This is a genomic window from Candidatus Agathobaculum pullicola, from assembly GCF_052117205.1.
In the GTDB taxonomy this organism is placed as follows: Bacteria; Bacillota; Clostridia; order Oscillospirales; family Butyricicoccaceae; genus Agathobaculum; species Agathobaculum pullicola.
The window spans coordinates 17,403-40,828 of the sequence record NZ_JBQKJP010000010.1 but is presented as its reverse complement, the minus strand read 5'-3'; the positions used below and the strand labels follow the sequence as shown (position 1 = coordinate 40,828).

Sequence of the window (23,426 nt, the reverse complement as noted above, 5' to 3'; positions counted from 1 at the left end):
GCCGCTGTACGGCTCTTTTTGTTACAGATGAAACCGACGCTGCAGCTCCGCCTTGATGGTCTGCCACTGAAACAGGATGAGCGCTGCCAGCGACAAAATAGCCAGCCCTGCGCACAAAAGCGAGGGCAGCAGCACCCGAACCCGCCCGCACGCAATCAAAACAAGGGGCAAAAGCCCGAAAAAGCATGCGCCGATGAGCGGCCCGGCAAACAGCCGCAGCGGTGTTTTGCAGAGCACGGCAATCAGCAGCATTGCCAGAATACCCACGATGCACACACACGGCAGCACAAAATCCACCGACCAGCCGCGCCAGCCCGTCCACCAATCCCACAGAAACGACAGGACGGGAATCAGCACGACCTGCCAGCCGATATTCTGCGCAATGTCGCGCCGATAGGCCACGCCGATCGCCGCCGCCACCCAGACGCACACCGCGCCCGCCACCACGAACAGCGACCAGAGCGCGTGCCATCCGGTCGCAATGTTGACCAGCACGCAGATAACACTGACCGCAATCGCAATCAACGCCAGCAGCCGCAGCACAAAACCAGTCGTAAAGCGCGGCTTTTCCAGCGCGGGAAACACCTCGGTATCCGGCTCCGGCGTGCCGGAAAGCTGCCCGCCGCACAGTGGACAGCAGGTTTTGTGACCGGCTACGGTGACTCGGCAGCTGGGGCATCGCTGCATGACGCTTCCTCCTCTTCGTGATATTCGTTGCTGCGAATCTCGATTTCGATCCCCTCATCCACCAGCAGCTCAAAAAACCGGCGCTGCACCTCCGTGTTCTCAAACGCCGAAGTAAAGCCAAAATGCAGGCTGTTGCCAAATGAACAGGTGCAAAGCTGCGTCGCGCCTGTCGACATAAAGACGCCGAAGCCCCGCACAAAGGGACAAAACGCTTCGGGCAGACGGAATTTACCGACGTTGGACAACGCCGCGGTCTCCCCGCGGTCGGACACCGCGCCACTGAGCCGCAAAACCGGGTTTTTCAGTGCCAGCGGAATCAGCCGCAGCACGGGATTGTGCTCCAGCGCGGCCAACCGGTTCATGCGCGCGCCCAGCCGTTCGGGCGTCAGTTCTTCCTTAAAGGCAGCCGCCACGCACGCGACAATGTCCTCCAGCTCACCGGAGCGGCGCGAAAAATCATATCCGACCCGGATGGTGCCAAAAAAGTTGCGTGTTGTGCGCGAAGGAAAAAAGCTGCGCAAATCGACCGGAACGGTCAGAACGACCGGCTTTTTCTGCTCACGAACATACATTTCGCTATGAATGGCGGAAAGCAGGAGCGCGGTCATATAGACGGTCAGCGTCGCGCCGCAGCGATGCGCTGCGGCCAGCACCTGCCGCACGTCCGCCACGCCCTCAATAACGGTCAAGCCGCCGTCCGCGCGGTGCACCCCGTGCAGACGGTAGGCACGCCCCAACCCGTCGGACGCTTTGCGGCCGCTGCGCGGCTTATAGTACTTTTGAAAGCTATCCGCCCAGCGCTGGGATACGGATGCCTGCGGCAGTCCGTCGCTCTCTGCCTCCGGATGACGCAGCATCAGATAGGCGGTCATCAGCGCCTCGAAAAACTCGATTGCGCCCGCGCCGTCCGCCAGCACATGATACATGTCCAGACTGACCTTATGCCGCCAGTAGCTGACACGGAACAGAAGCGACCGGCTGCCCTCATACAGCGCCGCGCACGGCGGCGCATGCTCGGGTACGACCGAAGCCCGCAGCGTGGTCTGTTCAAGGTAGTACCAAAACACACCGCGCCGCATGACCATCAGCAAATGCGGATAGCGTTTGAGCGTGCGGTCCAGCGCGGTTTGCAGCACGTCGGGCGCGACCGGCTCGGTCAGCTCGCACGACAGGCGGAACACGCCCGTAGCCGACCCATGCGAGGTCGGAGGAAATATCTTCGCCGCGTTATCCAGACGGCTCCAGCTTAAATTTTTTCGGTCGTGCTTATCGTTTGGCATGCGATTGACTCTCCATTCAGGAATTGTTCGATCAGATCATAGGTGCGCCGCACCATCGGAAACCGCACGGGCAGCGAAAAATAACCATGCAGCGCATCCGGCATGCGGTATTGCTCCACCGAATTGCCTGCATCCCGCAGCGCACGGGCGTAGGCTTCGCCTTCGTCGCGCAGCGGGTCAAACTCGGCGGTGACAATCAGCGTGCGCGGCTGGCGCGACAAATCAGACGCAAGCAGCGGCGCAAAATACGGATTGCGCATGTGTTTGGGATCCCCGCCCGCATACAGCATCATATAATCACACACGCGCTTGGCCGTGAGCAAATAGTCTGCCCCATTTTCCCGCACAGAATCAAAGCGCGAGTCAGGCGAATGGTCGTGATAGGTGGCCGGATAAATCAGGATCTGCTGCGCAATCTCAAACTCTCCGCGGTCGCGTGCCATGAGCGATACCGCCGCCGCCAGATTGCCCCCCGCAGAATCACCCACGAGCGTTATCTCATGCGAGCGCACACCGAACTGCTCGGGATGCCGGTAGACCTCGCGCGCAGCGGCATAGCAGTCCTCCAAGCCCTCGGGAAACACATGCTCGGGCGCAAGACTGTACTCCACAGAAGCCACACGGCAGCCCGTGCGCCGCGCCAGATTGCGGCAGACGGCATCGTATGTGTCCACGCTTTCGAGCACCCAGCCGCCGCCGTGAAAAAACAGCAGCAGGCGTCCGTCTGTCTGCTTTTTCGGTGTGTAGATGCGTACGCGAATGTCATGCCCGTTCCGCTCAATTTTGTGGTCCCACAAATGGTAAAGCGGCGCGAGCGGCGTGCGCAGACCGCGCACCGCCCGCTCCACTCGATAGGTTTTTTCCAAATCAATATTCGCCGTATAACTCAGTGCGTGCAGCGCGGCACGCATGGCTTTGCTGATTGCCATTTTCCGTTCTCCGTTTCCTCAATTCCTTTACAGTATACCATGCTTTGTCCACCCGCGCAAAGCATCTATCCTTTACAGTTATTTAACGCCTTAAAAACTTTTTTCTCTTGACGAAACCGCTATGTATTCCGCATAATAGAAGTGATACAAAATACTGCGAAAGGAGAACCGAAATGAGCGAAACACTTGAATTGCTTCGTGAGAAAAAAGGTTTTATCTGCGATATGGACGGTGTCATCTATCACGGCAACCGTCTGCTGGAGGGCGTAACGGAATTTGTCGACTGGCTGCAGAAGGAAAACAAGAGTTTTCTGTTTCTGACCAACTCGTCCGAGCGTTCGCCGCTTGAATTGCAGCAGAAGCTCGCCCGCATGGGTCTGGAAATCGGCGAGGAACACTTCTACACCTCGGCGCTTGCAACCGCCAAGTTTGTTGCCAGCCAGAAGCCCGGCGCATCCGCCTATGTTATTGGCGCGCCCGGCTTGGTCGGCGCACTGTATGAGGCAGGCATTGTGATGAACGATGTCGACCCGGACTATGTCATCGCGGGTGAGACGAATACCTACAACTACCAGACCATCCTCAAGGCGGTTGATTTGGTCAACAAGGGTGCGCGCCTGATTGCGACCAACTCCGACCTGACCGGCCCGTCCGAGCAGGGCATCATTCCGGCATGCCGCGCGCTGGTTGCCCCCATCGAGCTGGCCACCGGGAAAAACGCATACTACGTCGGCAAGCCCAATCCCCTGATGATGCGCACCGGACTGCGGCTGCTGGGTGTGCACTCGCATGAAGCCGTCATGGTCGGCGACCGTATGGATACCGACATTGTCGCGGGCATTGAAACCGGTTTGGACACCGTTCTGGTGCTCTCCGGCTGCACCACGCGCGCGGATGTGGAAAACTACGCCTACCGGCCGCACTATATCTTAAACGGCGTGGGCGAAATCCCGCCCTCCAAATAACGATATCCAAAACACAAACAGCCTGCCAACCGGCAGGCTGTTTTTTCTGATGTACGGACAAAACTCGGACAATTCCATGCTGTACTGAACGCAGTAAAAGGAGAGGATGCACATGGCGGGACATATTCTGCTGGACACCGCGACGCATAGGCCACGATGGACGGCGCGCCGGTGTCTTTGCGCCCCACGGCGGCGCAGCGTCGCAACGAGGCTGACCGCGCTGCTGGCGATTGTGTGCGCGCTGTGGACATAGTTTGCCATGCGGCGCGCGGACGAGCACAAGCCCCTCTACGCCTTTTATCCTGCAATATACGGTGAGCTATAAGATCGTTTTCTGTGTGGATGGGTAGACCTGTCGCGCGCAGATGCCTGCGGAAGAAAGCGCCTTGTTTCTTGCATATGCTTCCGATTGTACCAAGGAGATTTCGCTTTATTTCAGATATGTTCCATTCCTTATTGTGCTTCACAGAAAATCCCTGCCCTGCACAGTCTGATCTGTCACGCGGAAAACACAAAAATCGGTGCACACTTTGCCGTCACTGTCCGGTAAAGACGGCAAAGGCCGTCCCATCAGGAACGGCCTTGCTTCTCTCTATTTTCTTTCGACACGTCAAACCCCAATACTTCTGCTTGAACATCGCTTTCAATGTCCTTCTTGCTTCTCTTGCGACGATCCAAGCGCGAAATGTACAAATACTTACGGATAACAAACAATACGCCAACCGAAAGCACCGCCAGCATGTTTTCCACCGGCGTTGTATGTTCCACGATCATCTGACGGGCAATCGCCAGCAGCATCACGTCCACCACAGAGTCAATGGTATGGCAGGTGATCATCTTGATTAACTCGATACCGATGATAATCAGACAGGCATCGCTGAGTCTCTTCTGCAAATAGTCCGGCACCAGAAACAGCTGATTCAGTTCGGTCGTGTACACCAACCCCACACTGCCTATCACGCAGGCCAGCAGGATAATCAGACCAAGGGTGAGCTCAATCGCAGTGGCAGCACTGGATATCTTGTCGCGCAGATTCGAATCCATCTTTTTCTCCTTCATTCCTCATATTCAATTCAATTGGTTCCATTAGTATAACATAAATTGCTCGTCATCTTCAACAATCGGTGGGCAATTCTCGCGGGAAGAGGACAGATCATTTTTTTCCAGCTACAGGCTTAGCCAATGCCGCCTAACGCCGCGCCGGCAATCAGTGCGATGATGCACAGCGGTACATAAATCCATTTACCGAGCGGATAAAACCAGCCGCCGATCTCCTTGTGCGCACCCTGATTGACCGCATCGAGTACAGTCTGCTTTTTCATAATCCAGAAGAACATGATACCGGCCAGCGCCGCACCGAACGGGCAGATGTAAATCGAAACCATATCCATCCACTGCGAGGTCCAAGGCTGAATGAGCAGTGCGACGATCAGTCCAATCGCATGGATCACAACAACCGACGGAATACGGCCGAGATGAAACTTTTCCTGCATGAAGGCGACCGGTGTCTCATACAGGTTGATAATCGAAGTCGTGCCGGCAAACAGCACCGCGATGAAGAAGAACGCACCGATCACCCAGCCGATGCCGCCCATACCGTTGAACACGCCGGGCAGCGCGACAAACATCAGCCCGGGGCCTTTCGTGGACAGTTCGCTGCCGGTCGTCGCCATCGCAGGGATGATAACAAACATGGCGACCAGCGCTGCGAGCGTATCAAATACGGCTACATTGCGGGCAGAGGAAGAAATCTCTACCTCCTTGCCAAGGTAAGAACCATAAATCACCGAGCCGTTACCGGCAACAGACAGCGAAAAGAACGCTTGACCGAAAGCATAGATCCAAACCTTCCAGTTGAGCAGGCCGTTGATATCCAGTGTAAAGATGAACTGATAACCGTCGCCCGCGCCCGGCAGGAACGCGATATAGACCGCCATGATAAGGAACAGGCCGAACAGCAGCGGAATCATGACTTTGCATGCCTTTTCAATACCGCCCGCAACGCCCAATGCCATGATAACGACAGAAACCGCGACCGCAACAATGATCCAAAAACCGTTGCCGATACCAAAGATGCCGTTTTGCAGCATCATGCTGATGCCTTCGCCCAGCGTGTTGCTTCCGGGCGCCGCAGCGTCGAAAGTGCCGCCGATGATATTCATATCCTGACCCATAGCGAACATCTCACCGGTAATGCTCATTTTGGTGTATTTAAAGATCCAGCCCATGACAACCGAGTAGCCGATTGCCAGCCCCATCGAACCGATAACCGGCAGCGCGCCGATGGCCTCACCGACCTTTTTGGGCTTCCCACCGTCCTGCATCGCTTTGCCGAACGATCCGACCGGGCCCGCGCCGCCCCAACGGCCAAGCGAGAACTCTTCCATAACACCGGATGCGCCAATCAGCAGTACAAACAGGAAGTACGGCAACAGGAATGTCAGGCCGCCATACGTGGCAACCATATAAGGGAACCGCCAGATGTTTGCCATACCGACCGCAGAGCCGATACAAGCTAAAATGAAGCCCCATCTATTTTTAAATCCATCGCGTTTGTTTTCTGCATTACTCATACGTTACACCCCTTGTTATACTGATCATACCGATCAAAAAAACACCCGCGGAATTTTTCACTTTTCCGCGGGTGTCCTTTACCACTTATATCCTGCGCTCTTTCCACGCGGCGCAGGTTACGCCATATTGTATTCCTCAGATTACTTCTCTTCTCAACATTTTTCAGCTCCGCCGGCTGCTCCGCGGTCTTACGGCCATACCCCATGGACTAAGGCATACGATCCAATTGTCACGGAGTCAAAATCCGTACCAATGACTTTTTCATCCTCTCTACGTCTTCTTTTCTGAGATAAATTTATCATCAGAATAATAATTTGTCAAGCGAATTGTGCTCATTTTGTATGTCAGCACACTTTATCGGCGCTTTTTGCGGGGGTTTTATATAGGTTTTCTCGAAACCATAGAATAATTATTTCTTATGATTATGATAATTTATTCTCCCCCCTTTTGACAAACCTCATTTTTCCACGTTATAATACAATCAAGGTCAAAACCTGTCTGATTTTTGAAAATGAGGTGAGCGTATGGCCACTCCGTTGCTGCAACATTATATGATACTGACCGAATTTCTCGGTCAGGCGCTTGGCCCCGATTATGAGATCGCATTGCACGATCTGACCGATAAGAACCGCTCTATCATCGCCATCGCCAACAATCATGTCAGCGGGCGCGAGGTGGGTGCCCCGCTCACCAATGTGGCGCTCAAAATTCTGATGGATAAAAGCTACCAGTCGCAGGACTATTGGCTGCATTACTGCGGTGTATCCGCCGCCGGAAAGACATTGCGCTCCTCCACGCTGTTCATTAAACAAAACGGCCGTCTGATTGGCATGCTGTGCATCAATTTTGATGACAGCCGGTATCAAGCGGCCAGCGAAAACATTCTGCGCCTGTGTCATCCGGATGCGTTTGTGGAAAACCACTGCCATGCTGGTGTTCCGCAAAGCGGCGAAGCCGTACGAGCCGTACCCGCTACAACCGAGAGTTTCCACAACTCGATTGACGCCGTCGCAGGCGATGCGGTCAGCCGCGAGCTGGCACGCCTTGGTGTGACCGCCGACCGGCTGACGCCTGACGAACGCATTCAAATCATCGCCTCGCTCGAAGCGGACGGCATTTTCCTGCTCAAGGGCGCGGTCAAGAATGTTGCCGATGCGCTGCACTGCTCACAGGCCAGCGTGTACCGCTACCTGTCGCAAATCAAAAAAGACGAGACCTGATGCAATGCCGGCAAACCAACCAAAATGCGCACAATCCGCTCCTTTTTCAATACCCTGAGAGCAAACATAATATCCCGTTCCACTCAACTGCCGGCCGACAACACAAACCATATTTGATAAAAAGGAGGACTTTCCATGCGTTACATTGATTTACGAAGCGACACCGTCACCCAACCGACACAGGCCATGCGAGATGCGATGGCCACCGCCGTGGTTGGCGATGATGTTTTTAACGACGACCCGACTCTGCACGAGCTGGAGGCCTATGCCGCCGAGCGTCTGGGCAAGGAAGCCGCGGTGTTCGTTACCTCAGGCATGCAGGGCAACGCCTGTGCGCTGCTGGCGCACACCCGTCGCGGCGACTGCGTTATTATCGACCCTCATTCGCATATTGCCGACCACGAAGCCGGCTCTTATGCCCAGCTTTCCGGTGTCTCTCTGCGTTTCCCGCAGAGCGTCAACGGCACCATGGACCCGGACTCCGTGCGCGACTGCCTGACTGATGACAGCGACGAGCAGGTCGCACCCGCAGCGCTTGTGGTGGTGGAAAACGCACATTCTACGGGCGCGGTCGTCTCGCTCGACAACATGCGCGCTATCTATGAGGTCGCGCAGGAAAAGGGCGTAGCGGTACATCTGGATGGCGCGCGGCTGTTTAACGCTGCCGCGGCGCTTGGCGTTTCCGATGTGCGCGAGCTGACGCAGTACTGCGACACGGTGATGTGCTGCCTGTCCAAAGGCTTGTGCGCGCCGGTCGGCTCGATTCTCGCCGGATCGAAAAAGCTGATCTGGCGGGCGCGCCGCGCGCGCCGCATTCTCGGCGGCGGCATGCGGCAGGCGGGCTTTCTAGCGGCCGCTGGGCTGGTTGCGCTGCGCGATATGACCGATCGGGTCAAAGAGGATCACGAAAACGCAGCATATCTGGGCGCGCTGCTCGATGACATCGACGGCATACAAGTGCTGCGCGACCGATTGGATATCGATATGATATTCTTCACCGCCGACTGGAAGGCGGACAAAGCCGCCCGCTATCCGGCTTGGATGCTGGAGCATGGCGTCAAGGTCACCGGATGCACGGGCGGAGAGTACCGCATGGTCTGCCATCACGATATCTCCCGCGAGGATTGCACACAAACCGCGCAATTGGTGCGCCGCTTTGCCGCCGAGGGATAACCGCGGCTGGCATCGGTGCGCATGAGACGATTGTGATAGCACTGGCGCATAAAACCGGACGGTCAGTCGACCCATGCCGTGCTACTGTCGGGCACTCCCCCTGCCGCGGCGTTTTCCGCATGACATCGCACAGAATCCCCTTTTAGATGGTGCAAACGCCTTCTCAATCCATCCCATTGCAGTTGTTGTCTTTTGCAAGCATCACACTTCCCCGCGCGTGTGATGCTTGTTTGCATAAAATACCCCCGGAACAATAAGCTACAGCAGACCATGCCGTTTTATTGCTTCCGGGGGTTTTTGCATATCAGAAGGTTAACGGGTTGTCCTCGCGCATCTGTACCGCGCGCATATATTGCCACAGCAGCACAAGGGGTATAATTTGTCCCACCATCTGCACAAAGACCGCGGGCAGCGGCAGCGCCGCCAGAATGAGCGCGCTGGCAACAAACGCGCCAAGCAGCGGCGCATACAGGCACCAGCGAATACGGCGCGCAGGATAGTTGTAGGCATGGGGAATGACGCGCTCATCCAGCCCCCAGTACAGATAATACTCGCTGAGCAATCCCGCAACGCTGCCTGCCATGGACAACAGAGACATAAAATTTTGCAGCATGACGTTCTCGCCCGCCAGTTGCGTGAACACCAGCGCCAGCGCAATCAGCGCGATGCAAAGCAGCCGCGCGGGAAAAGCTCGGCTCAGCAGCGCACCTTCATCCGCCAAGCGGTAAAGTACATAAGCAATTACGCCGTAGCATAGCAGGTTTATGATGTTTGCGGCCAGCAAGACAGCCAAAGAACTGCTCAGCGCTGCCAGATTTGTGACTGCGGATATCGCCAAGGCAATCCACAGCACACGCAGATGGGGATAAATTTTCATATATGTCGCTCCTCCGTTATGGCCTATTATAGCATAGCCAACACCGGATGAAAAATATTTTTTGTCAGGGGTTGACAATTATGTATTATTATATTATTATCATAATATAATATGACAAGAGAGGAGCGAGGCCATGCAATGGCAACTGCGGGGCGATCGGCCAATCTACCAGCAGCTGGTGGAAATATTGACCCAACAGATCGTCAGCGGGCAGCTGGCGGCAGGCGATAAGGTGCTGGCGGTACGCGAGCTGGCGGCACAGGCAGGGGTGAATCCCAACACGATGCAGCGTGCGCTGGCAGATATGGAGCGTGAGGGCCTGATGTATACCAACCGGACCAGCGGACGCTATGTGACGGAGGATAAAGAGATGATCCAGAAAATTCGGGAACAAATCGCAAGTGATCGTATTGCGGAATTTTTGGCTGGCATGAGCCAGCTCGGCTTCTCTGAGCAGGAGGTATACCGTCTGCTCGAAAAGCGCCAAGGGGAGGGAAATGAGAATGGAACAAACAAATGAGCTGATTGTCTGCGCAGGGCTGACCAAGACCTATGGCAGCTTAAAGGCGCTCGACAATCTGAACCTGACATTGAGCGGCGGCCGGTTTGTCGGCCTGCTCGGCCCGAACGGCTCGGGCAAGACAACTTTAATTAAGCTGATCAACGGCCTGATTCAGCCAACGTCCGGCAGCGTGCTGGTAGACGGTCAGGCGCCCGGCGTGCATACGCACAGTGTGGTCAGCTACCTGCCCGACCGGGCATATCTGAACGACTGGATGCGGGTATCCGACCTGATGGATTTCTTTGCCGATTTCTACACGGATTTTGACCGGGTCAAGGCAAACGATATGCTGCAATCACTGCACATCAATGCGCTTGACCGTCTCAAAACGCTGTCCAAGGGCACAAAGGAAAAGGTGCAGCTCATTCTGACGATGAGCCGAAAGGCCAAGCTGTTCCTGCTCGACGAGCCGATCGCAGGCGTAGACCCGGCCGCGCGCGACTACATCCTCAACACAATCCTGTCCAATTACAGCGAGGATGCCGCAGTGCTGCTGTCCACCCACCTGATTGCGGATATCGAGCGCGTGCTTGATGAGGTCATCTTCCTGAAAAACGGCGTGATGACGCTGCACGAGAGCGTGGACACGATTCGGGAGGAACACGGAAAATCCGTTGATATGCTGTTCCGGGAGGTGTTCGCATGCTGAAGCTGTTAAAATATGAATGGAAGGCGTGTGCGCGTATCTGCCTGCCGCTGTATGGCGCAATGCTGCTGATGAGCATTATCAATGCCCTGATGACAACCGATGGCGCACAGGGCTTTTTGAACGGTATTCCGTCGGCCATTTTGGCGATGGTGTTTGTGGCGCTGCTGGTAGCGGTGTTCGTTGTGACCGCGGTCATCCTGATCCAGCGATTTTATAAAAACCTGCTCGGAGACGAGGGATACCTGATGTTCACCTTGCCGGTGACGGTCGCGCAGCACATCTGGAGCAAGGTAATCGTCGCCGTGGCGGTTTGCCTGCTGAGTGGCATTATCGCCGTGCTGAGCATTTCCATTCTCGGCGCAGACACCAATCTAATTTTCGCCATTGGTATGGTACTGCATCAAGTGGGCACGACCATTGCTGCCGACCCGAACGCGCTGGGGTATCTGTTCGAGAGCATCCTGCTTCTGCTGCTGTCGCTGGCGAGCGGGGTTCTGTACCTCTATCTGTGTATGGCGCTCGGCCATCTGGCCAAAAAGCATCGTGTGCTGATGTCAGTCGTATGGTACTTTGTGCTGACCACAGCGGCGCAGTTCCTGCTCACGTTTGTGCTGTTCGGTGTGGCGAACGGCCCGATCGAAACCGTCATGACTGCGCTGGCTAATGCGCTCAACGGCATGCCACAGCAGGTGCTGCTGCACGGCGTGTTGCTCGGTTTCTGCGTTGCAACCGCGATTCCGGGTGCGATCGGCTACTTTGGCACACATTATATCCTCCGGCACAAGCTGAATCTGGAATAAAGCAACACATACACGGGGGACGCGCTTCCGCGCGTCCCTTTTTTGCACCCAAAATGCGGGGCACTCATACAATCTTAAGGAATTTGCAGCGGCAATCCAAAGAATTGCCGTGTACAATGAAAGGGCACCAACGGGAGGGATAGATATGACGGCGATATACCGATATATGCAGCAGGAGCGCTTTGACACAGCGGGACGATGCACGCTTTGCGAGGGTGCGGGGCTGTTTCTGGTCTTTTCGATAGCGGGCTGGCTGTGGGAGGTCGGGCTGCACCTGCTGCTTGACGGCGAACTGGTCAACCGCGGCACCATGCTCGGACCATGGCTGCCGATTTACGGCGTGGGTGGGATGCTGTCCGTCCTGCTGCTGGGGCGCTTTATCGCACGCCCACTTGCGGTTTTCACGTTGGGTGCAATTTGTTTTCCACTGCGATTGAATTTGTCACAGGGCGCTATCTGCTGGCTGTTTACGGCCTGCGTTGGTGGGATTACAGCGAATATCCGCTCAACGTGGACGGTTTGGTAAGCCTGCCAACCGCGTTGATATTTGGCATGGGCTGCTGCGCGGCAGTCTATTTGGCGGCACCCATGCTGTTGCGTGTGTTTCGAGGGCTGCCGCATGCCGTGCTCCCGTTTTTGTGCGCACTGCTGATGGTATTATTTGCGCTGGACTTTTGCGCTTCCACACTGCATCCGAACACCGGACAGGGTGTTGTAGTCCACTCGGCATCGCAGGGCGAGCCGCAGGTGATTGAACCTGCCAGAATTGAACTGCTGCTGCATCATTTTCCGAATTAAGCTTGCGCACGCTCCTCTTCTCTGCTATGATGAAACCAGAGAAGGGGGGCTTTCCATATGAAGTGTCAGCATTGTGGCATCAATTACAATGATGAGGATCGGGAGTGTCCGATTTGCGGCGCGCGCACAGGAACCCGCGGACGTGTTGGCGAACTGGAAAAGAAGGCAGCCGCGTGGCGGGAGAAGCAATTCGCAGATGAGCCAACCTATCAGAAAACGCGCACGCGAAAAGCACCCGTACGTGCACAAAAAGCCCGAGCCAGCGTCAAACCAATTCGCGAAGCGCCAAAAGGAAAAGGAAAGATTGCAGTAGTTGTCATAATCGCGGTTATACTGATTAATATACTGCCCGCTCTTCTACCGGCAGCAAGGAATCTCATCGACAATTTCCTCGCCGATTTCAGCTCGTTTGAAATCAATCTCGGCGATGGTGGGGCATACGAGCCGGACGCCGAGGCAGAGGCTGATGATTGGGTCAGTTATGACGATGGCGCAATGTATTATGAGCGGGGTCAAGAATATACGTATGATTCGGATAACTATATCAGCATCTATGCCGCTCTGTACGACCTAATAGGCGAATATGCAGTGGCAACGCTGGCCGACGGCACTACGCTTGAGTTGCAGGTCGAACCGGGCGAAATGGGCGATTATACGCTGCGCCTCAATGATGGCACCGGTACATACGAAGAAAAGGGCTACACTTGGTGCATTTACAACTATCCCGAAGAGGGCATCTATAACGACAACTTCTCTCCTGCGCAATATGACAGCCTGACGCTTGCCCTGTCATGCAACGAGTGGAGCTACGATGGTAATCTATATGAGCGATACGACACGCGGCAGGAGAATACCGACTTATGGCTGGTGGCTTATGTGGACCGTGAAACCGGTCAGGTCACACTGCAGGACGCGGAACAGATGGGTATTTTCGGCACGCCTGCACTTGTCCCCCTGACGAGTGTGCAAACCGGATAACTCACTGCCGCATAAAATCTCCGATATATCTGCAAACAGGCTCCATTTATGCACGCAGCATAAATGGAGCCTGTTTTATCGCATTGTTGACTTATCTGTATCGCATAAGACGCTTATGCGTTTTCCGAAAACTCCGCCAAACGCAGATTTTCATTATGCTCAAGCGCATATGTGATATTCCACGGAGAGGAAAACAGCAGCAGACTGTTCCCCTTGAGGTCTTCGACGATTTTGGTATCGCTTGTGAGCTGAAGCGACTTGATATCAAAATCCGCTTCATCATTTTCCACCCAGCGCACATGCTCATATGGCAGATTTTCGCGGATGATCTCAACGTTATACTCATTTTTCAGGCGGTATTCCAGCACCTCGAATTGCAGCACGCCTACCACGCCCACGATGACCGACTCCATACCGGCACCCGGTTCGCGGAAAATCTGGATAGCGCCCTCCTGCGCAATCTGCTCCACGCCTTTGACAAACTGCTTGCGCTTGAGCGTGTCTTTTTGCCGAACGGTGGCAAACAGCTCAGGTGCAAAGGTCGGGATGCCCGAAAACATGCACTTGCGCTTGGGATCGCACACCGTATCGCCAATCGAGAACACACCCGGATCAAAGATGCCGATGATATCGCCCGCATAAGCCTCATCCACAATCGAGCGATCCTGCGCCATCAGCTGCTGCGGCGCGGCCAGCACCATCTTTTTCCCACTCTGCACATGCAAAACCTCCTGCCCGCGCTCAAATTTGCCCGAGCAGATACGCATAAACGCGATGCGGTCGCGGTGCGCCTTGTTCATATTGGCCTGAATTTTGAACACAAAAGCCGAGAAATGGTTCTCAAACGGGTCAATCACACCGATGTCGGCCGTGCGTGCGGTCGGCGGCGGAGTCATTTGCAGGAACTTCTTGAGAAACGGCTCTACCCCGAAATTGGTCAGCGCCGAACCGAAAAACACCGGCGACAGCTTACCCGCATGCACCGCCTGCAAATCGAACTCATCCCCCGCGCCGGAGAGCAGCTCCACATCGTCAATCAGCGTTTGGTACTGATCCTCGGGCAGCAATCCCTCGAGGATTGGATCGTCAATCGACAGGCGCTGCGCCTTGACCTCGTGCCGGAAATCCGCGCCTTCAAAGGCGATAACCTCGTCGTCCATGCGGTCATAGACGCCTTTGAAGCGTTTGCCCGAACCGATCGGCCAGTTGACCGCATAAGTTCCGATGCCCAGCTCGTTCTCAATCTCCTCGAGCAGCTCATACGGGTCGCGCGACTCACGATCCATCTTGTTGATAAAGGTGAAAATCGGCACGCCGCGCATTGCACACACCTTGAACAGCTTGCGCGTCTGCGCCTCGACGCCCTTGGAGGCGTCGATAACCATGACCGCCGAGTCCGCCGCCATCAGCGTACGGTAGGTATCCTCGGAGAAGTCCTGATGCCCGGGGGTGTCGAGGATGTTGATGCACTTGCCTTCATAGCGGAACTGCAGCACCGAAGAGGTGACGGAAATACCGCGCTGCTTCTCAATTTCCATCCAGTCTGACACGGCATGGCGGCTGTTTTTCTTGCCCTTTACCATGCCGGCCTCCTGAATTGCGCCGCCGTACAGCAAAAATTTCTCCGTAATGGTGGTTTTACCGGCGTCCGGATGCGAAATGATCGCAAAAGTGCGCCGATTCTCGATTTCCTTTTTCAGTTCTGCCACTGACTTTTTTCCTCCCGCTTATACAAAAACAAAATTTGTTGCGAAATGTACACAGAATGTTCACATTTTCCCTATATCATAATAAACTTGGAAAGCGTAAGATCCCCCCACATGTTCTTGCTTTCTACTCTCTATCCTACCTTTTATTGCGGGAACGGCCGGACGAAAGTCCGGCCGTTCCTGTTTTTACGCGCCTGGCGCGGCTGCTCTTTGTAATGCGCGGCAGCCCCGCATAAAAAGCAGGAACAAAGCAGAAATACCCTATTTACAAATCCCGCCGACCTTCAAGCGCACGGGTCAGCGTCACCTCGTCGACATATTCCAAATGCCCGCCCACGGGAATACCGTATGCAAGGCGGGTGATGCGGATACCGAAGGGCTGCAACAGGCGGGAAATGTACATGGCCGTAGCCTCGCCCTCGGTGTCCGGATTGGTAGCGAGGATGACCTCCTCAGTGTCCTCATCCGCCACGCGCTGCACCAGCTCGCGGATGCGAATATCGTCCGGCCCAACGTGTCCCATAGGGGAAAGCGTGCCGTGCAGCACATGATACAGGCCGTGATACTCCTTAGTGCGCTCAAACGCAATTACGTCACGCGGTTCCGCCACCACGCAGATGGTCTTTTGGTCACGGGTGTTGTCGACGCAAATTGGGCAAACCTCACTGTCGGCCAGATTCTGGCATCGCTTACAGGTAAAGGTCTTTGCCTTCGCCTCACGAATCGCGTCAGCAAAGCGTTCAGCGTCCTCTTTTGGCAGGTCGAGCACATGGAAGGCCAGCCGCTGCGCGGTTTTCTGCCCGATACCGGGAAGCTTTGCAAATTCCTCGATCAACCGCTCGACCGGCGGTGCAAAAAAGTCCATCAGAACAGGCCGCCGCCCAGACCGCCCATGCCGCCGGTAATCGCGTTCATCTGGCTCTGGGACTTCTCGTTGGCAGCCTTGAGCGCCTCGTTGACCGCCGCGACCACCAGATCCTGCAGCATATCAATGTCATCCGGATCGACCACGTCAGGCTTTATCTCGATGGATTTGAGCGTCGCCGTGCCGGTCACCGTGGCAGTCACCATGCCGCCGCCCGCTGTGCCGGTGGTCTCCATCTGCGCAATCTCTTCCTGCGCCTTCATCATGTTTTCCTGCATCTTCTGCGCCTGCTTCATCATCGCCTGCATGTTCATACCGCCGCCGAAGCCGCCGCCAAAGCCTTTTCCCTTTGCCATCTGTTATGTCCTCCTCATAGTTCTTTTACTTGAATATCAAATGCTTTCGCCCGACCGATGATCTCATCGACCGCGGCGTTTTTTTGTATTACGGGTTCATCCCCGGCTTCGCGCACCTTCACCTTGATTGGCGCGCCTGCCAGCGCTGCTGCCTGCTCCCGGATCACCTTCATCGTCGGCTCCGCTTTGGCCAGCATAGCCGTGATGCTGTCCTCGCACTGAATCACCAGCACGCCATCCTCCAGCATGCCCTTGGCGGATACTTTCAGATTGGTATGCGCACCGGTGTTGATTTTGCCGGTGAGCATTCCCAGCAGCTGCGTCCATTGCGGCCATGCGGCTGCTTTGACTGCCGCCGCAGCAGGCTTCGCCGCCGATGCCGACTGTCTTACCGTTGCTTCCTGCTCCGCCCAAAGCGGCGCATCGCCGTCATCCGGCGGAGGCGGAGCATCCTCATCGCCCGGCGCAGGCGGCATATCGTCCGCCTGCCGCACCGCTTGCGCCGGCATCGCCGCAACCGGTACGCCATGCTTCATTTTTTCCTCAAGCGCCTCCACGCGCCCGCTCAATGTATCGTATTGTTCCGCGCCCAGACTGCACAGCCGAACCGCGCACAGCTCCGCTTCGACACGGCGGTTGGCCGCGCTGCGCATGCGGTCAAGCGCTTCCCCTATCACACGGCTCCACGCAATCAGGGTGGACGAAGCCAGCCCATCGCACAGCTTTTGCAGGCTTTTTACCGTATACGCTGGGGAAATCAACGCGGAAACATCGGTTTTGCTTGTCTTAACCAGCAGCGCGTCCCGGATAAGTCCCAGCATCTGGTCATATACCGCGGCTAAATCTCGGCCCGCGTTGTAATATTCGTCAATCAGCGCAATGGCCGCGGCCAAATCCCCGGTTTTGAGGTGCTCCGCCAGTCGAATACCGTCGTCCTGCCCCATCACACCGAGCGCCGCGGTCACCGTTTGCTCATCTACCGCGCCCGCTGCCGCCGCACGGTCGAGCATGGACAGGGCATCACGCATCGCGCCGTCTGCCAGTCGCGCAATCAGGCGCGCCGCACCCTCGGTCAGCTCGATACCCTCGCCCACCGCCACATTCAGCAGGCGGCGCGCAATATCCTCCGCGCCGATGCGTCGAAAATCGAACCGCTGGCAGCGCGACAGGATGGTCGCAGGCACCTTGTGCAATTCGGTGGTTGCTAAGATGAACAGCACATGCTCGGGCGGCTCTTCCAGTGTTTTCAGCAGTGCGTTGAACGCGCCAATCGAGAGCATATGCACCTCGTCAATGATGAACACGCGCTTTTTTACCTGCGCGGGCGTGTATCGTGTCTCATCCCGCAAATCGCGGATGTTGTCAACGCCGTTGTTTGACGCCGCGTCAATTTCGGTCACATCGAGCACCGATCCGTCCAGTATACCGCGGCAAGCCGCGCACTCGTTGCATGGGTCGCCGTCCACCGGATGCTCGCAGTTGACCGCGCGCGCCAGAATCTTGGCGCAAGTTGTTTTGCCTGTGCCGCGGGTGCCGGTGAACAGGTAGGCATGGCTCAGACGGCCGGATCGGAGCTGCGCGCGCAGCGTATCCGTGATATTCTGCTGGCCGATTACATCCGCAAAGGTCTGTGGCCGCCATTTGCGATACAGCGCCTGATACAACGCATACCTCTCCTTTCTCTTTCCTGCTCCAGACGTTTCATATACCACAAAAGAGGCGGGCGCAAGCCCGCCTCCCAGCGTTCTCTCCTGCGCGCCAAGCGCGCAATCCAATCCATAAAAACCCGCGACATGCGCGTGGGTTTTTATACCAGTCGGAGCAAAAGTTTCGCTTGTCGGAACTTTTGTCCCGTCCGGATGTATCCGAGCCATGCTCGGTGCATCCGCTCGCTTGAAAGCGTGGTTTCAAGCGAAATCCGTTCAGCGCCCCACAAGACCGCACACGGGCAATTCGAAAGCGTGCGCCCGACTGCCTTTCTGCGGTTTGGGCTCAAAATCGGCAGCTCTGCGGCACACGATGGTTTCCGCTTAATGCTGCTCGGTTCCCCGCCTGACATGGTTCACGGTCCTCCGTTGCGCAGTACCGGTCTCTCATCACCCTGTTGGCAGCTGCCTCGCCGCGCGCACGTCCCTCCTTGCCCGCATCATCCCCGCTGTAGCGGATTGCGGGTACAGGACACCGCTAACGCCCCGATGTGTGCGGCCTTGTGCGGCGCTGAACAGATATTCGGTTGTTACTTTATGCGTTCCAGTCGGTTTTATGCTTCCGGGTCATCTGGCGACGGTGTGGTCTCTCCACCGGTTCCGCCACCAGTTCCACCACCGGTTTCGCCGCCGGTATTACCGCCTGTGTTGCCGCCGGCCCCACCTTCGGTACCACCACCGGTTTCACCGCCAGTTGCGCCTCCGGCTTCACCGCCGGTTCCTCCTCCGGTGTTTCCACCTGTGTTGCCGCCGGTCTCACCGCCCGTATTTCCGCCAGTCTCACCGCCCGAACCGCCGCCGGTCTCGCCGCCGGTATTTCCACCTGTGTTGCCACCCGTCTCACCCGTCTCCGGATCAGCCGGAGTCGCAGGCAAGCCGGTTTCGGGATCGATAGAGGGGTCGGTCGTGTCAGAAGGCTTCTGATCTTCCGGCTTCTGCTCTTCCTCCGGCTTCTCCTCCTCTTCCTCTTCTTCCTTCCAATCGGTTACGCCAACCTTGGCGAAGTTATAGCTCGTAGTAATACCCTGATGGCTGCATGTCTCGGTCGGCACTTCGTTGTTCCAGAAGCGGCCGCTTGCGGCGCGTCCCGCCGCGCGGCAGGCGCCCGAAGCGAGCAGGCCGGTATCCATACAATAGGTCACTGTAGTAAAGTCCTGCGGATGCGAGTCAAACACCAGTCCGGAGTCACCCTCGTGCACCTTCTGCATCACTTTCAGCCAGATCGCCGCGGCATTGCGGCCGTACAAGCCGTTCAGCGCATAGTTATGCTCATATCCTACCCAAACCGCAGCCGAATACTGAGGCGTTACGCCGCAGAACCAGATATCGGTATTGGAGGTCGTCGTACCGGTTTTACCAGCCGTCTGCACACCGGAAATCTGCGTGCCGGATGCCGTGCCGTAAGCTGTAACGTTTTGCAGGCACTCGAGCATGTAATATGCAGTGCGTACATTTTCAAAGCCCAAATCTGTGCTCGGATTGTTTTCGAGCACCGTATTTCCTTCCGAGTCCAGTACCTTGGTGTAGGTACGCGTGCCGCCAAACACACCTTCATTGATAAAGGAGGAGAAGCCGCCCGCCATCTCGCGCACGGTCACACCGTCAGTCAGTGCACCAAGCGCCAGCGGTGAATAGTCGATATCACTCTTGACTGTGCCGTCGTCATAAGTGCGGCTGCCAACCAACTGGATACCAAGACGCTGTGTCAGGAAATCATAGGATGCCTGCGGTGTCAGCATATCCATTACCTGTACGGCAATGGTGTTGACCGAGCTGGTGATACCGCTTTTGATCGTCATGGCTTTGCCCGTCGGCATCTTGCCGTCGTTCATCGGCCACGGTTTTCCATCATTCTGAATATACAGCGGCTTATCGTACACCGTTGTGGACGGAACGATAATGCCCTTATCCATGGCGGGACCGTAAGAAGACAGCGGCTTAATCGACGAGCCGGGCTGACGGCGTGCGTCCGTTGCAAACGAGAAGGCCAGATTTTCGGTCTTTTCACCGCGCCCGCCTGCAATGGCAACAATGTTGCCCTGCTTATCTGTGATGACCATGGCGCTTTGCGGGCGCTCGCCGTATTTCTCCGTATTGGGGAACACGGAATCATCCGCCCACACCTGATCGACAACGCTCTGCACCTTGGTATCGATAGTAGCATAAATCTTCAGGCCGCCCGAGGTCACCATATTGCTGGCCACCAGTTCGGAATATCCCTTCTGCGCCATCAGGTCCTTGGTCACGTCTTTGATAACCGCATCCGCAAAATACGAATAAATATCGCTGATATCCTGCTGATACTGCTCGTACGGACGATAGACCAGTTCGGCTGCGACCGCTTCGTTATAGGTGGTCTGGTCAATCATGCCCAGCTCCAGCATTTTGCCGAGAATATTCTCCTGCCGCTCCTTGACCTTTTCCGGACGGTTATATGGATCATAAATCGACGGATTGTTGGTCAAACCGGCCAGCGCGGCGCACTCGGCGAGGCTAAGCTCGGATACATCCTTGCCGAAGTAGGTGGTTGCGGCGGTTTTCACGCCATAACAGTTGTAGCCGAGATAAATCGTATTGAGGTACATTTCCAGAATACGATCCTTATCCCCTATCTCGTTCTCCAGCGCCAGCGCACGAAAAATCTCGTTGATTTTACGTTTGACCGAATAATCGTCCTCATCGGTGACGTTTTTGATCAGCTGCTGGGTAATGGTCGAACCGCCGTACTGATCGCCGCCGAACAACCAACTCTTGACCGCGCCCAGCGTGCGCTTCCAGTCCACGCCGCTGTGCTTGTAAAAGCGTTCGTCCTCAATTGCGACAACCGCATTCTTCAGTTCTTCCGGGATATTCTCGCTGTCCACCCAAATACGGTTTTCCATGCCGCGAATGGTTTCATAGAGCGTTTCTTGTCCGGTTGCGGAATCGACTGTATAGATAAAAGAGTTCAAATCCAAGCCCAGGCCCTTGCTCAGGTCGGTTGCAGTTTCCTGCGCGGACGGATTAATATACGCATGTACATAATACGCAAATGCAATGCCGCAGAAGCAGGCACAAAGCACACCGATAAGCAGCAGCGTCAGCAGCACGCGGGATATCCCGCGCAGGACGCCCAATCCTTTTCTTTTGCCAGTTGCCAATTCGGTTTCCTCCTTGCCCGCCGAATTCTTGCCGCGGGTCTTATCAGGTCGGACGTAAGAAGCGTCCGTTTCGTTCCCGATATTCCATTAAATCAGCAGTTTTTATCTGCTTTCAGTCATTATACCACAGAAACAGGCGTTTTAAAAGCATTCATTTTTTCTGTCTGCCTCTGTTTATCACAGTCGCTCGCGGCTATTATACCACATTATTCCGCAAATTCCAAACAAATTTTACACCTGTTTGCGAATACTTTCCAAAATTCCGGGCATACTCAAAGAAAATTCCACGGATATAAGGAGGTAATTTCTGTGATGCAGGGGTTTTACATGCTGGCCATGCTGCGCGCCAAACGACAGCGGCGCATCGCGCTTCTGGCCTGCGCAGCGGCACTTATCAGCGCCTTTTTCGCCGCGCGCGTCTGGTTTTCGGCCCCGGCCGTGCCCGCCAGCACGACCGATCTGCCCTATATTGCCCAGGCCGAGCAAGACCGTCTGGTTGTCTCCCGCGGTGGGGAAATCATCATCCGCACGGACATTGACGTGCGCTCATTACCCATCGCCGACCGCCAAGCGCTTGAAAACGGAATTCTGCTGTCCGATGCACAATCGCTTGCCCGTTTGCTTGAGGATTACGGCTCATAAAAGCGACGGGCGCACGCCCGCCGTTTTTATGTTTCCCGCCATGCCGCCTGTCCTTCCTTTCTCTGGCTTTCCGGTATATCCGTTCTATGCCCTGCATACCGTATCACCAAGGGGGCGTTTACTTATGTTTATCACCATCACCCGAGATACCTTGTACCGCATCGGTGCGGCGGCGGGCGTATGCGCGTTGCTCGCCGCGCTGTTTTTCCTTGTCCCGCAGGAGGACAGAGCCACGACGGCGCAGCAAACCGCCGCCGACACAGAAGAGGCGGTGCCCACGTCTATCAGCGACTGGGGCCTGTCCTTCCAGACCGAGGGCCAGCCGCCGGTCGGCAACGTGCCCGCCGACACGCTGCTGCAATGGAACGCCTACTATGTGGGCGACACCAGTAAAAACACCATCTACCTGACCTTTGACGCAGGCTACGAAAACGGCTGCACGGGCGCGATTCTGGATGCGCTGAAAAAGCATAACGCGCCCGCGTGCTTCTTTGTTGTGGGCAATTTCATTGACTCCGCACCCGAGCTGGTACAGCGCATGGTGGATGAGGGGCACATCGTGGGCAATCACACGCTGCACCATCCGGATATGTCCTCCATTTCCGATAAGGCAGCCTTCGCCGCTGAACTCAACGGGCTGGAGGAAAAATACACTGCGCTCACCGGCCAGCCGATGCAGAAATTCTATCGTCCGCCGCAGGGCAAATTCAGCGAGGAGAACCTCAAGCAGGCGCAGGAGTTGGGCTATACAACCGTGTTCTGGTCGCTGGCGTATGTTGACTGGTATACCGACAACCAGCCGACCGACGAGCAGGCGTTTGCAAAGCTGCTGCCGCGCATCCATAACGGCGCAATTGTGCTGCTGCACTCGACAAGCGAGACCAATGCGCGCATCCTCGACGAGCTGCTCACCCGCTGGGAGAACGAGGGCTACACCTTTGGCAGCCTGGCCGATTTGACGGCGGCTTAATCCGCACAGGCGCGCTCCTCCGCATCGCGCAGCGCCTGTTCGAGCGCGCCACGGACATCTGCAAGGCTCATGCCGATGCCCGCGGCTTCTATGCGCTCGGTTAGCCCGGCTATCGCGCCGAACAGATGCAGATAAGCGGTCTTGTAGTGCAGCTCAGATACGCACTCCTGCGTTTTTTCATGGGTTCTATTCATTTTTATCACCTCATCTATATTTTGTGTCATTTTGACACAAAATGCAAGTATATGTTTTCTGAAACGTATACTGATACATACGAGGTGGTACAATGAAGCTGCGCATCAAGGACATACGCGAAGATCGCGATTTAAGCCAAGAGGCTGTCGCACAAGCACTGCATATCCCGCGCTCCACCTACTGTAATTACGAAACCGGTCGCCGAAACATCCCTAACGATGTTCTGTGCATACTTGCCGACTTTTATAATGTCAGTCTGGACTACCTGCTCGGCCGTTCGGACGACGGCACGCCCTTCCGTAAATGACCGCACCGAAAATTCGGTGCGGCTCTTTTTTATCCGTATGCTTT

At 55.9% G+C, this 23,426-nt stretch carries 25 protein-coding genes and 1 other RNA gene; 13 read left to right on the top strand and 13 right to left on the bottom strand.

The window, feature by feature from the left end:
* Positions 1–21: 21 nt before the first annotated feature.
* Genes ACTQ3V_RS05740 through ACTQ3V_RS05730 form a run of 3 tightly spaced genes read right to left on the bottom strand, consistent with a single transcriptional unit; the run spans position 22 to position 2,896 of the window.
* Complete coding sequence (locus ACTQ3V_RS05740; protein ID WP_441466688.1) at positions 22–687, bottom strand: DUF6320 domain-containing protein; 666 nt, start codon at positions 685–687, stop codon at positions 22–24.
* The gene (locus ACTQ3V_RS05735) at positions 654–1,967 is read right to left on the bottom strand and encodes a hypothetical protein (protein ID WP_441466687.1); all 1,314 of its coding nucleotides are present in this window, start codon (positions 1,965–1,967) and stop codon (positions 654–656) included. The genes ACTQ3V_RS05740 and ACTQ3V_RS05735 overlap by 34 nt, the downstream gene beginning before the upstream one ends.
* Complete coding sequence (locus ACTQ3V_RS05730) at positions 1,934–2,896, bottom strand: alpha/beta hydrolase (protein WP_441466686.1); 963 nt, start codon at positions 2,894–2,896, stop codon at positions 1,934–1,936. The genes ACTQ3V_RS05735 and ACTQ3V_RS05730 overlap by 34 nt, the downstream gene beginning before the upstream one ends.
* Positions 2,897–3,069: 173 nt before the next feature.
* Here ACTQ3V_RS05730 and ACTQ3V_RS05725 point away from each other — a divergent pair, with 173 nt between their 5' ends.
* Both ACTQ3V_RS05725 and ACTQ3V_RS05720 read left to right on the top strand, forming a co-directional pair.
* A complete protein-coding gene (locus tag ACTQ3V_RS05725; protein ID WP_441466685.1) occupies positions 3,070–3,861 on the top strand; it encodes an HAD-IIA family hydrolase in 792 nt (263 codons plus the stop codon).
* Positions 3,862–3,973: 112 nt separating this feature from the next.
* Positions 3,974–4,114, top strand: coding sequence for a hypothetical protein (locus ACTQ3V_RS05720; RefSeq protein WP_441466684.1), 141 nt, complete (start codon positions 3,974–3,976; stop codon positions 4,112–4,114).
* 317 nt (positions 4,115–4,431) lie between these two features.
* Here ACTQ3V_RS05720 and ACTQ3V_RS05715 read toward each other — a convergent pair whose 3' ends face one another.
* Both ACTQ3V_RS05715 and ACTQ3V_RS05710 read right to left on the bottom strand, forming a co-directional pair.
* Complete coding sequence (locus ACTQ3V_RS05715; protein WP_441466683.1) at positions 4,432–4,905, bottom strand: phosphate-starvation-inducible PsiE family protein; 474 nt, start codon at positions 4,903–4,905, stop codon at positions 4,432–4,434.
* 131 nt (positions 4,906–5,036) lie between these two features.
* On the bottom strand, positions 5,037–6,434 hold the full coding sequence (locus ACTQ3V_RS05710; RefSeq protein ID WP_441466682.1) for a sodium-dependent transporter: 1,398 nt from the start codon (positions 6,432–6,434) through the stop codon (positions 5,037–5,039).
* A 525-nt stretch (positions 6,435–6,959) separates the two neighbouring features.
* Here ACTQ3V_RS05710 and ACTQ3V_RS05705 point away from each other — a divergent pair.
* Both ACTQ3V_RS05705 and ACTQ3V_RS05700 read left to right on the top strand, forming a co-directional pair.
* Positions 6,960–7,655, top strand: a complete 696-nt coding sequence (locus ACTQ3V_RS05705; RefSeq protein WP_441466681.1) for a helix-turn-helix transcriptional regulator — start codon at positions 6,960–6,962, stop codon at positions 7,653–7,655.
* Positions 7,656–7,790: 135 nt separating this feature from the next.
* Entirely contained in the window at positions 7,791–8,828 is a 1,038-nt protein-coding gene (locus ACTQ3V_RS05700; protein WP_441466680.1) for a threonine aldolase family protein, read from the top strand.
* Positions 8,829–9,132: 304 nt separating this feature from the next.
* On the opposite strand, the gene ACTQ3V_RS05695 is transcribed toward ACTQ3V_RS05700, so the two are convergent.
* Positions 9,133–9,705: a hypothetical protein gene (locus tag ACTQ3V_RS05695; RefSeq protein ID WP_441466679.1), complete on the bottom strand. Its 573-nt coding sequence runs from the start codon at positions 9,703–9,705 to the stop codon at positions 9,133–9,135.
* Between the two features lie 133 nt (positions 9,706–9,838).
* Here ACTQ3V_RS05695 and ACTQ3V_RS05690 point away from each other — a divergent pair, with 133 nt between their 5' ends.
* The 6 genes from ACTQ3V_RS05690 (at position 9,839) to ACTQ3V_RS05665 (ending at position 13,492) form a co-directional block, all read left to right on the top strand.
* Entirely contained in the window at positions 9,839–10,225 is a 387-nt protein-coding gene (locus ACTQ3V_RS05690; RefSeq protein ID WP_441466678.1) for a GntR family transcriptional regulator, read from the top strand.
* Positions 10,209–10,916 (top strand): ABC transporter ATP-binding protein, encoded by a 708-nt coding sequence (locus ACTQ3V_RS05685; RefSeq protein WP_441466677.1) that lies wholly within the window; start codon positions 10,209–10,211, stop codon positions 10,914–10,916. The genes ACTQ3V_RS05690 and ACTQ3V_RS05685 overlap by 17 nt, the downstream gene beginning before the upstream one ends.
* On the top strand, positions 10,910–11,716 hold the full coding sequence (locus tag ACTQ3V_RS05680) for a hypothetical protein (protein ID WP_441466676.1): 807 nt from the start codon (positions 10,910–10,912) through the stop codon (positions 11,714–11,716). The genes ACTQ3V_RS05685 and ACTQ3V_RS05680 overlap by 7 nt, the downstream gene beginning before the upstream one ends.
* A 145-nt stretch (positions 11,717–11,861) precedes the next feature.
* Complete coding sequence (locus ACTQ3V_RS05675; protein WP_441466675.1) at positions 11,862–12,242, top strand: putative ABC transporter permease; 381 nt, start codon at positions 11,862–11,864, stop codon at positions 12,240–12,242.
* On the top strand, positions 12,134–12,514 hold the full coding sequence (locus tag ACTQ3V_RS05670) for a putative ABC transporter permease (protein ID WP_441466674.1): 381 nt from the start codon (positions 12,134–12,136) through the stop codon (positions 12,512–12,514). The genes ACTQ3V_RS05675 and ACTQ3V_RS05670 overlap by 109 nt, the downstream gene beginning before the upstream one ends.
* A 57-nt stretch (positions 12,515–12,571) precedes the next feature.
* A complete protein-coding gene (locus ACTQ3V_RS05665) occupies positions 12,572–13,492 on the top strand; it encodes a zinc ribbon domain-containing protein (protein ID WP_441466673.1) in 921 nt (306 codons plus the stop codon).
* A 113-nt stretch (positions 13,493–13,605) separates the two neighbouring features.
* On the opposite strand, the gene ACTQ3V_RS05660 is transcribed toward ACTQ3V_RS05665, so the two are convergent.
* The 6 genes from ACTQ3V_RS05660 to ACTQ3V_RS05635 form a co-directional block, all read right to left on the bottom strand.
* Positions 13,606–15,201: a peptide chain release factor 3 gene (locus ACTQ3V_RS05660; protein WP_441466672.1), complete on the bottom strand. Its 1,596-nt coding sequence runs from the start codon at positions 15,199–15,201 to the stop codon at positions 13,606–13,608.
* A 265-nt stretch (positions 15,202–15,466) separates the two neighbouring features.
* Positions 15,467–16,066: a recombination mediator RecR gene (recR, locus tag ACTQ3V_RS05655; protein WP_441466671.1), complete on the bottom strand. Its 600-nt coding sequence runs from the start codon at positions 16,064–16,066 to the stop codon at positions 15,467–15,469.
* On the bottom strand, positions 16,066–16,422 hold the full coding sequence (locus ACTQ3V_RS05650; RefSeq protein WP_441466670.1) for a YbaB/EbfC family nucleoid-associated protein: 357 nt from the start codon (positions 16,420–16,422) through the stop codon (positions 16,066–16,068). Before ACTQ3V_RS05650 ends, recR begins: the two co-directional genes overlap by 1 nt.
* Positions 16,423–16,436: 14 nt before the next feature.
* Complete coding sequence (gene dnaX / locus ACTQ3V_RS05645; RefSeq protein WP_502918985.1) at positions 16,437–18,296, bottom strand: DNA polymerase III subunit gamma/tau; 1,860 nt, start codon at positions 18,294–18,296, stop codon at positions 16,437–16,439.
* A gap of 64 nt (positions 18,297–18,360) precedes the next feature.
* Positions 18,361–18,627, bottom strand: an RNA gene (ffs, locus tag ACTQ3V_RS05640) — signal recognition particle sRNA large type.
* A gap of 55 nt (positions 18,628–18,682) precedes the next feature.
* Positions 18,683–21,268, bottom strand: a complete 2,586-nt coding sequence (locus ACTQ3V_RS05635; RefSeq protein ID WP_441466669.1) for a transglycosylase domain-containing protein — start codon at positions 21,266–21,268, stop codon at positions 18,683–18,685.
* Between the two features lie 312 nt (positions 21,269–21,580).
* Between ACTQ3V_RS05635 and ACTQ3V_RS05630 the strand changes: the two genes are divergently transcribed.
* Both ACTQ3V_RS05630 and ACTQ3V_RS05625 read left to right on the top strand, forming a co-directional pair.
* The gene (locus ACTQ3V_RS05630) at positions 21,581–21,910 is read left to right on the top strand and encodes a hypothetical protein (protein ID WP_441466668.1); all 330 of its coding nucleotides are present in this window, start codon (positions 21,581–21,583) and stop codon (positions 21,908–21,910) included.
* Between the two features lie 124 nt (positions 21,911–22,034).
* Positions 22,035–22,880 (top strand): polysaccharide deacetylase family protein, encoded by an 846-nt coding sequence (locus ACTQ3V_RS05625; RefSeq protein ID WP_441466667.1) that lies wholly within the window; start codon positions 22,035–22,037, stop codon positions 22,878–22,880.
* Here ACTQ3V_RS05625 and ACTQ3V_RS05620 read toward each other — a convergent pair.
* Positions 22,877–23,074, bottom strand: coding sequence for a hypothetical protein (locus tag ACTQ3V_RS05620; RefSeq protein ID WP_441466666.1), 198 nt, complete (start codon positions 23,072–23,074; stop codon positions 22,877–22,879). The genes ACTQ3V_RS05625 and ACTQ3V_RS05620 overlap by 4 nt on opposite strands.
* Before the next feature lie 92 nt (positions 23,075–23,166).
* On the opposite strand from ACTQ3V_RS05620, the gene ACTQ3V_RS05615 reads away from it, so the two are divergent.
* Positions 23,167–23,382 (top strand): helix-turn-helix domain-containing protein, encoded by a 216-nt coding sequence (locus tag ACTQ3V_RS05615; protein WP_441466665.1) that lies wholly within the window; start codon positions 23,167–23,169, stop codon positions 23,380–23,382.
* Positions 23,383–23,426 lie beyond the last annotated feature (44 nt).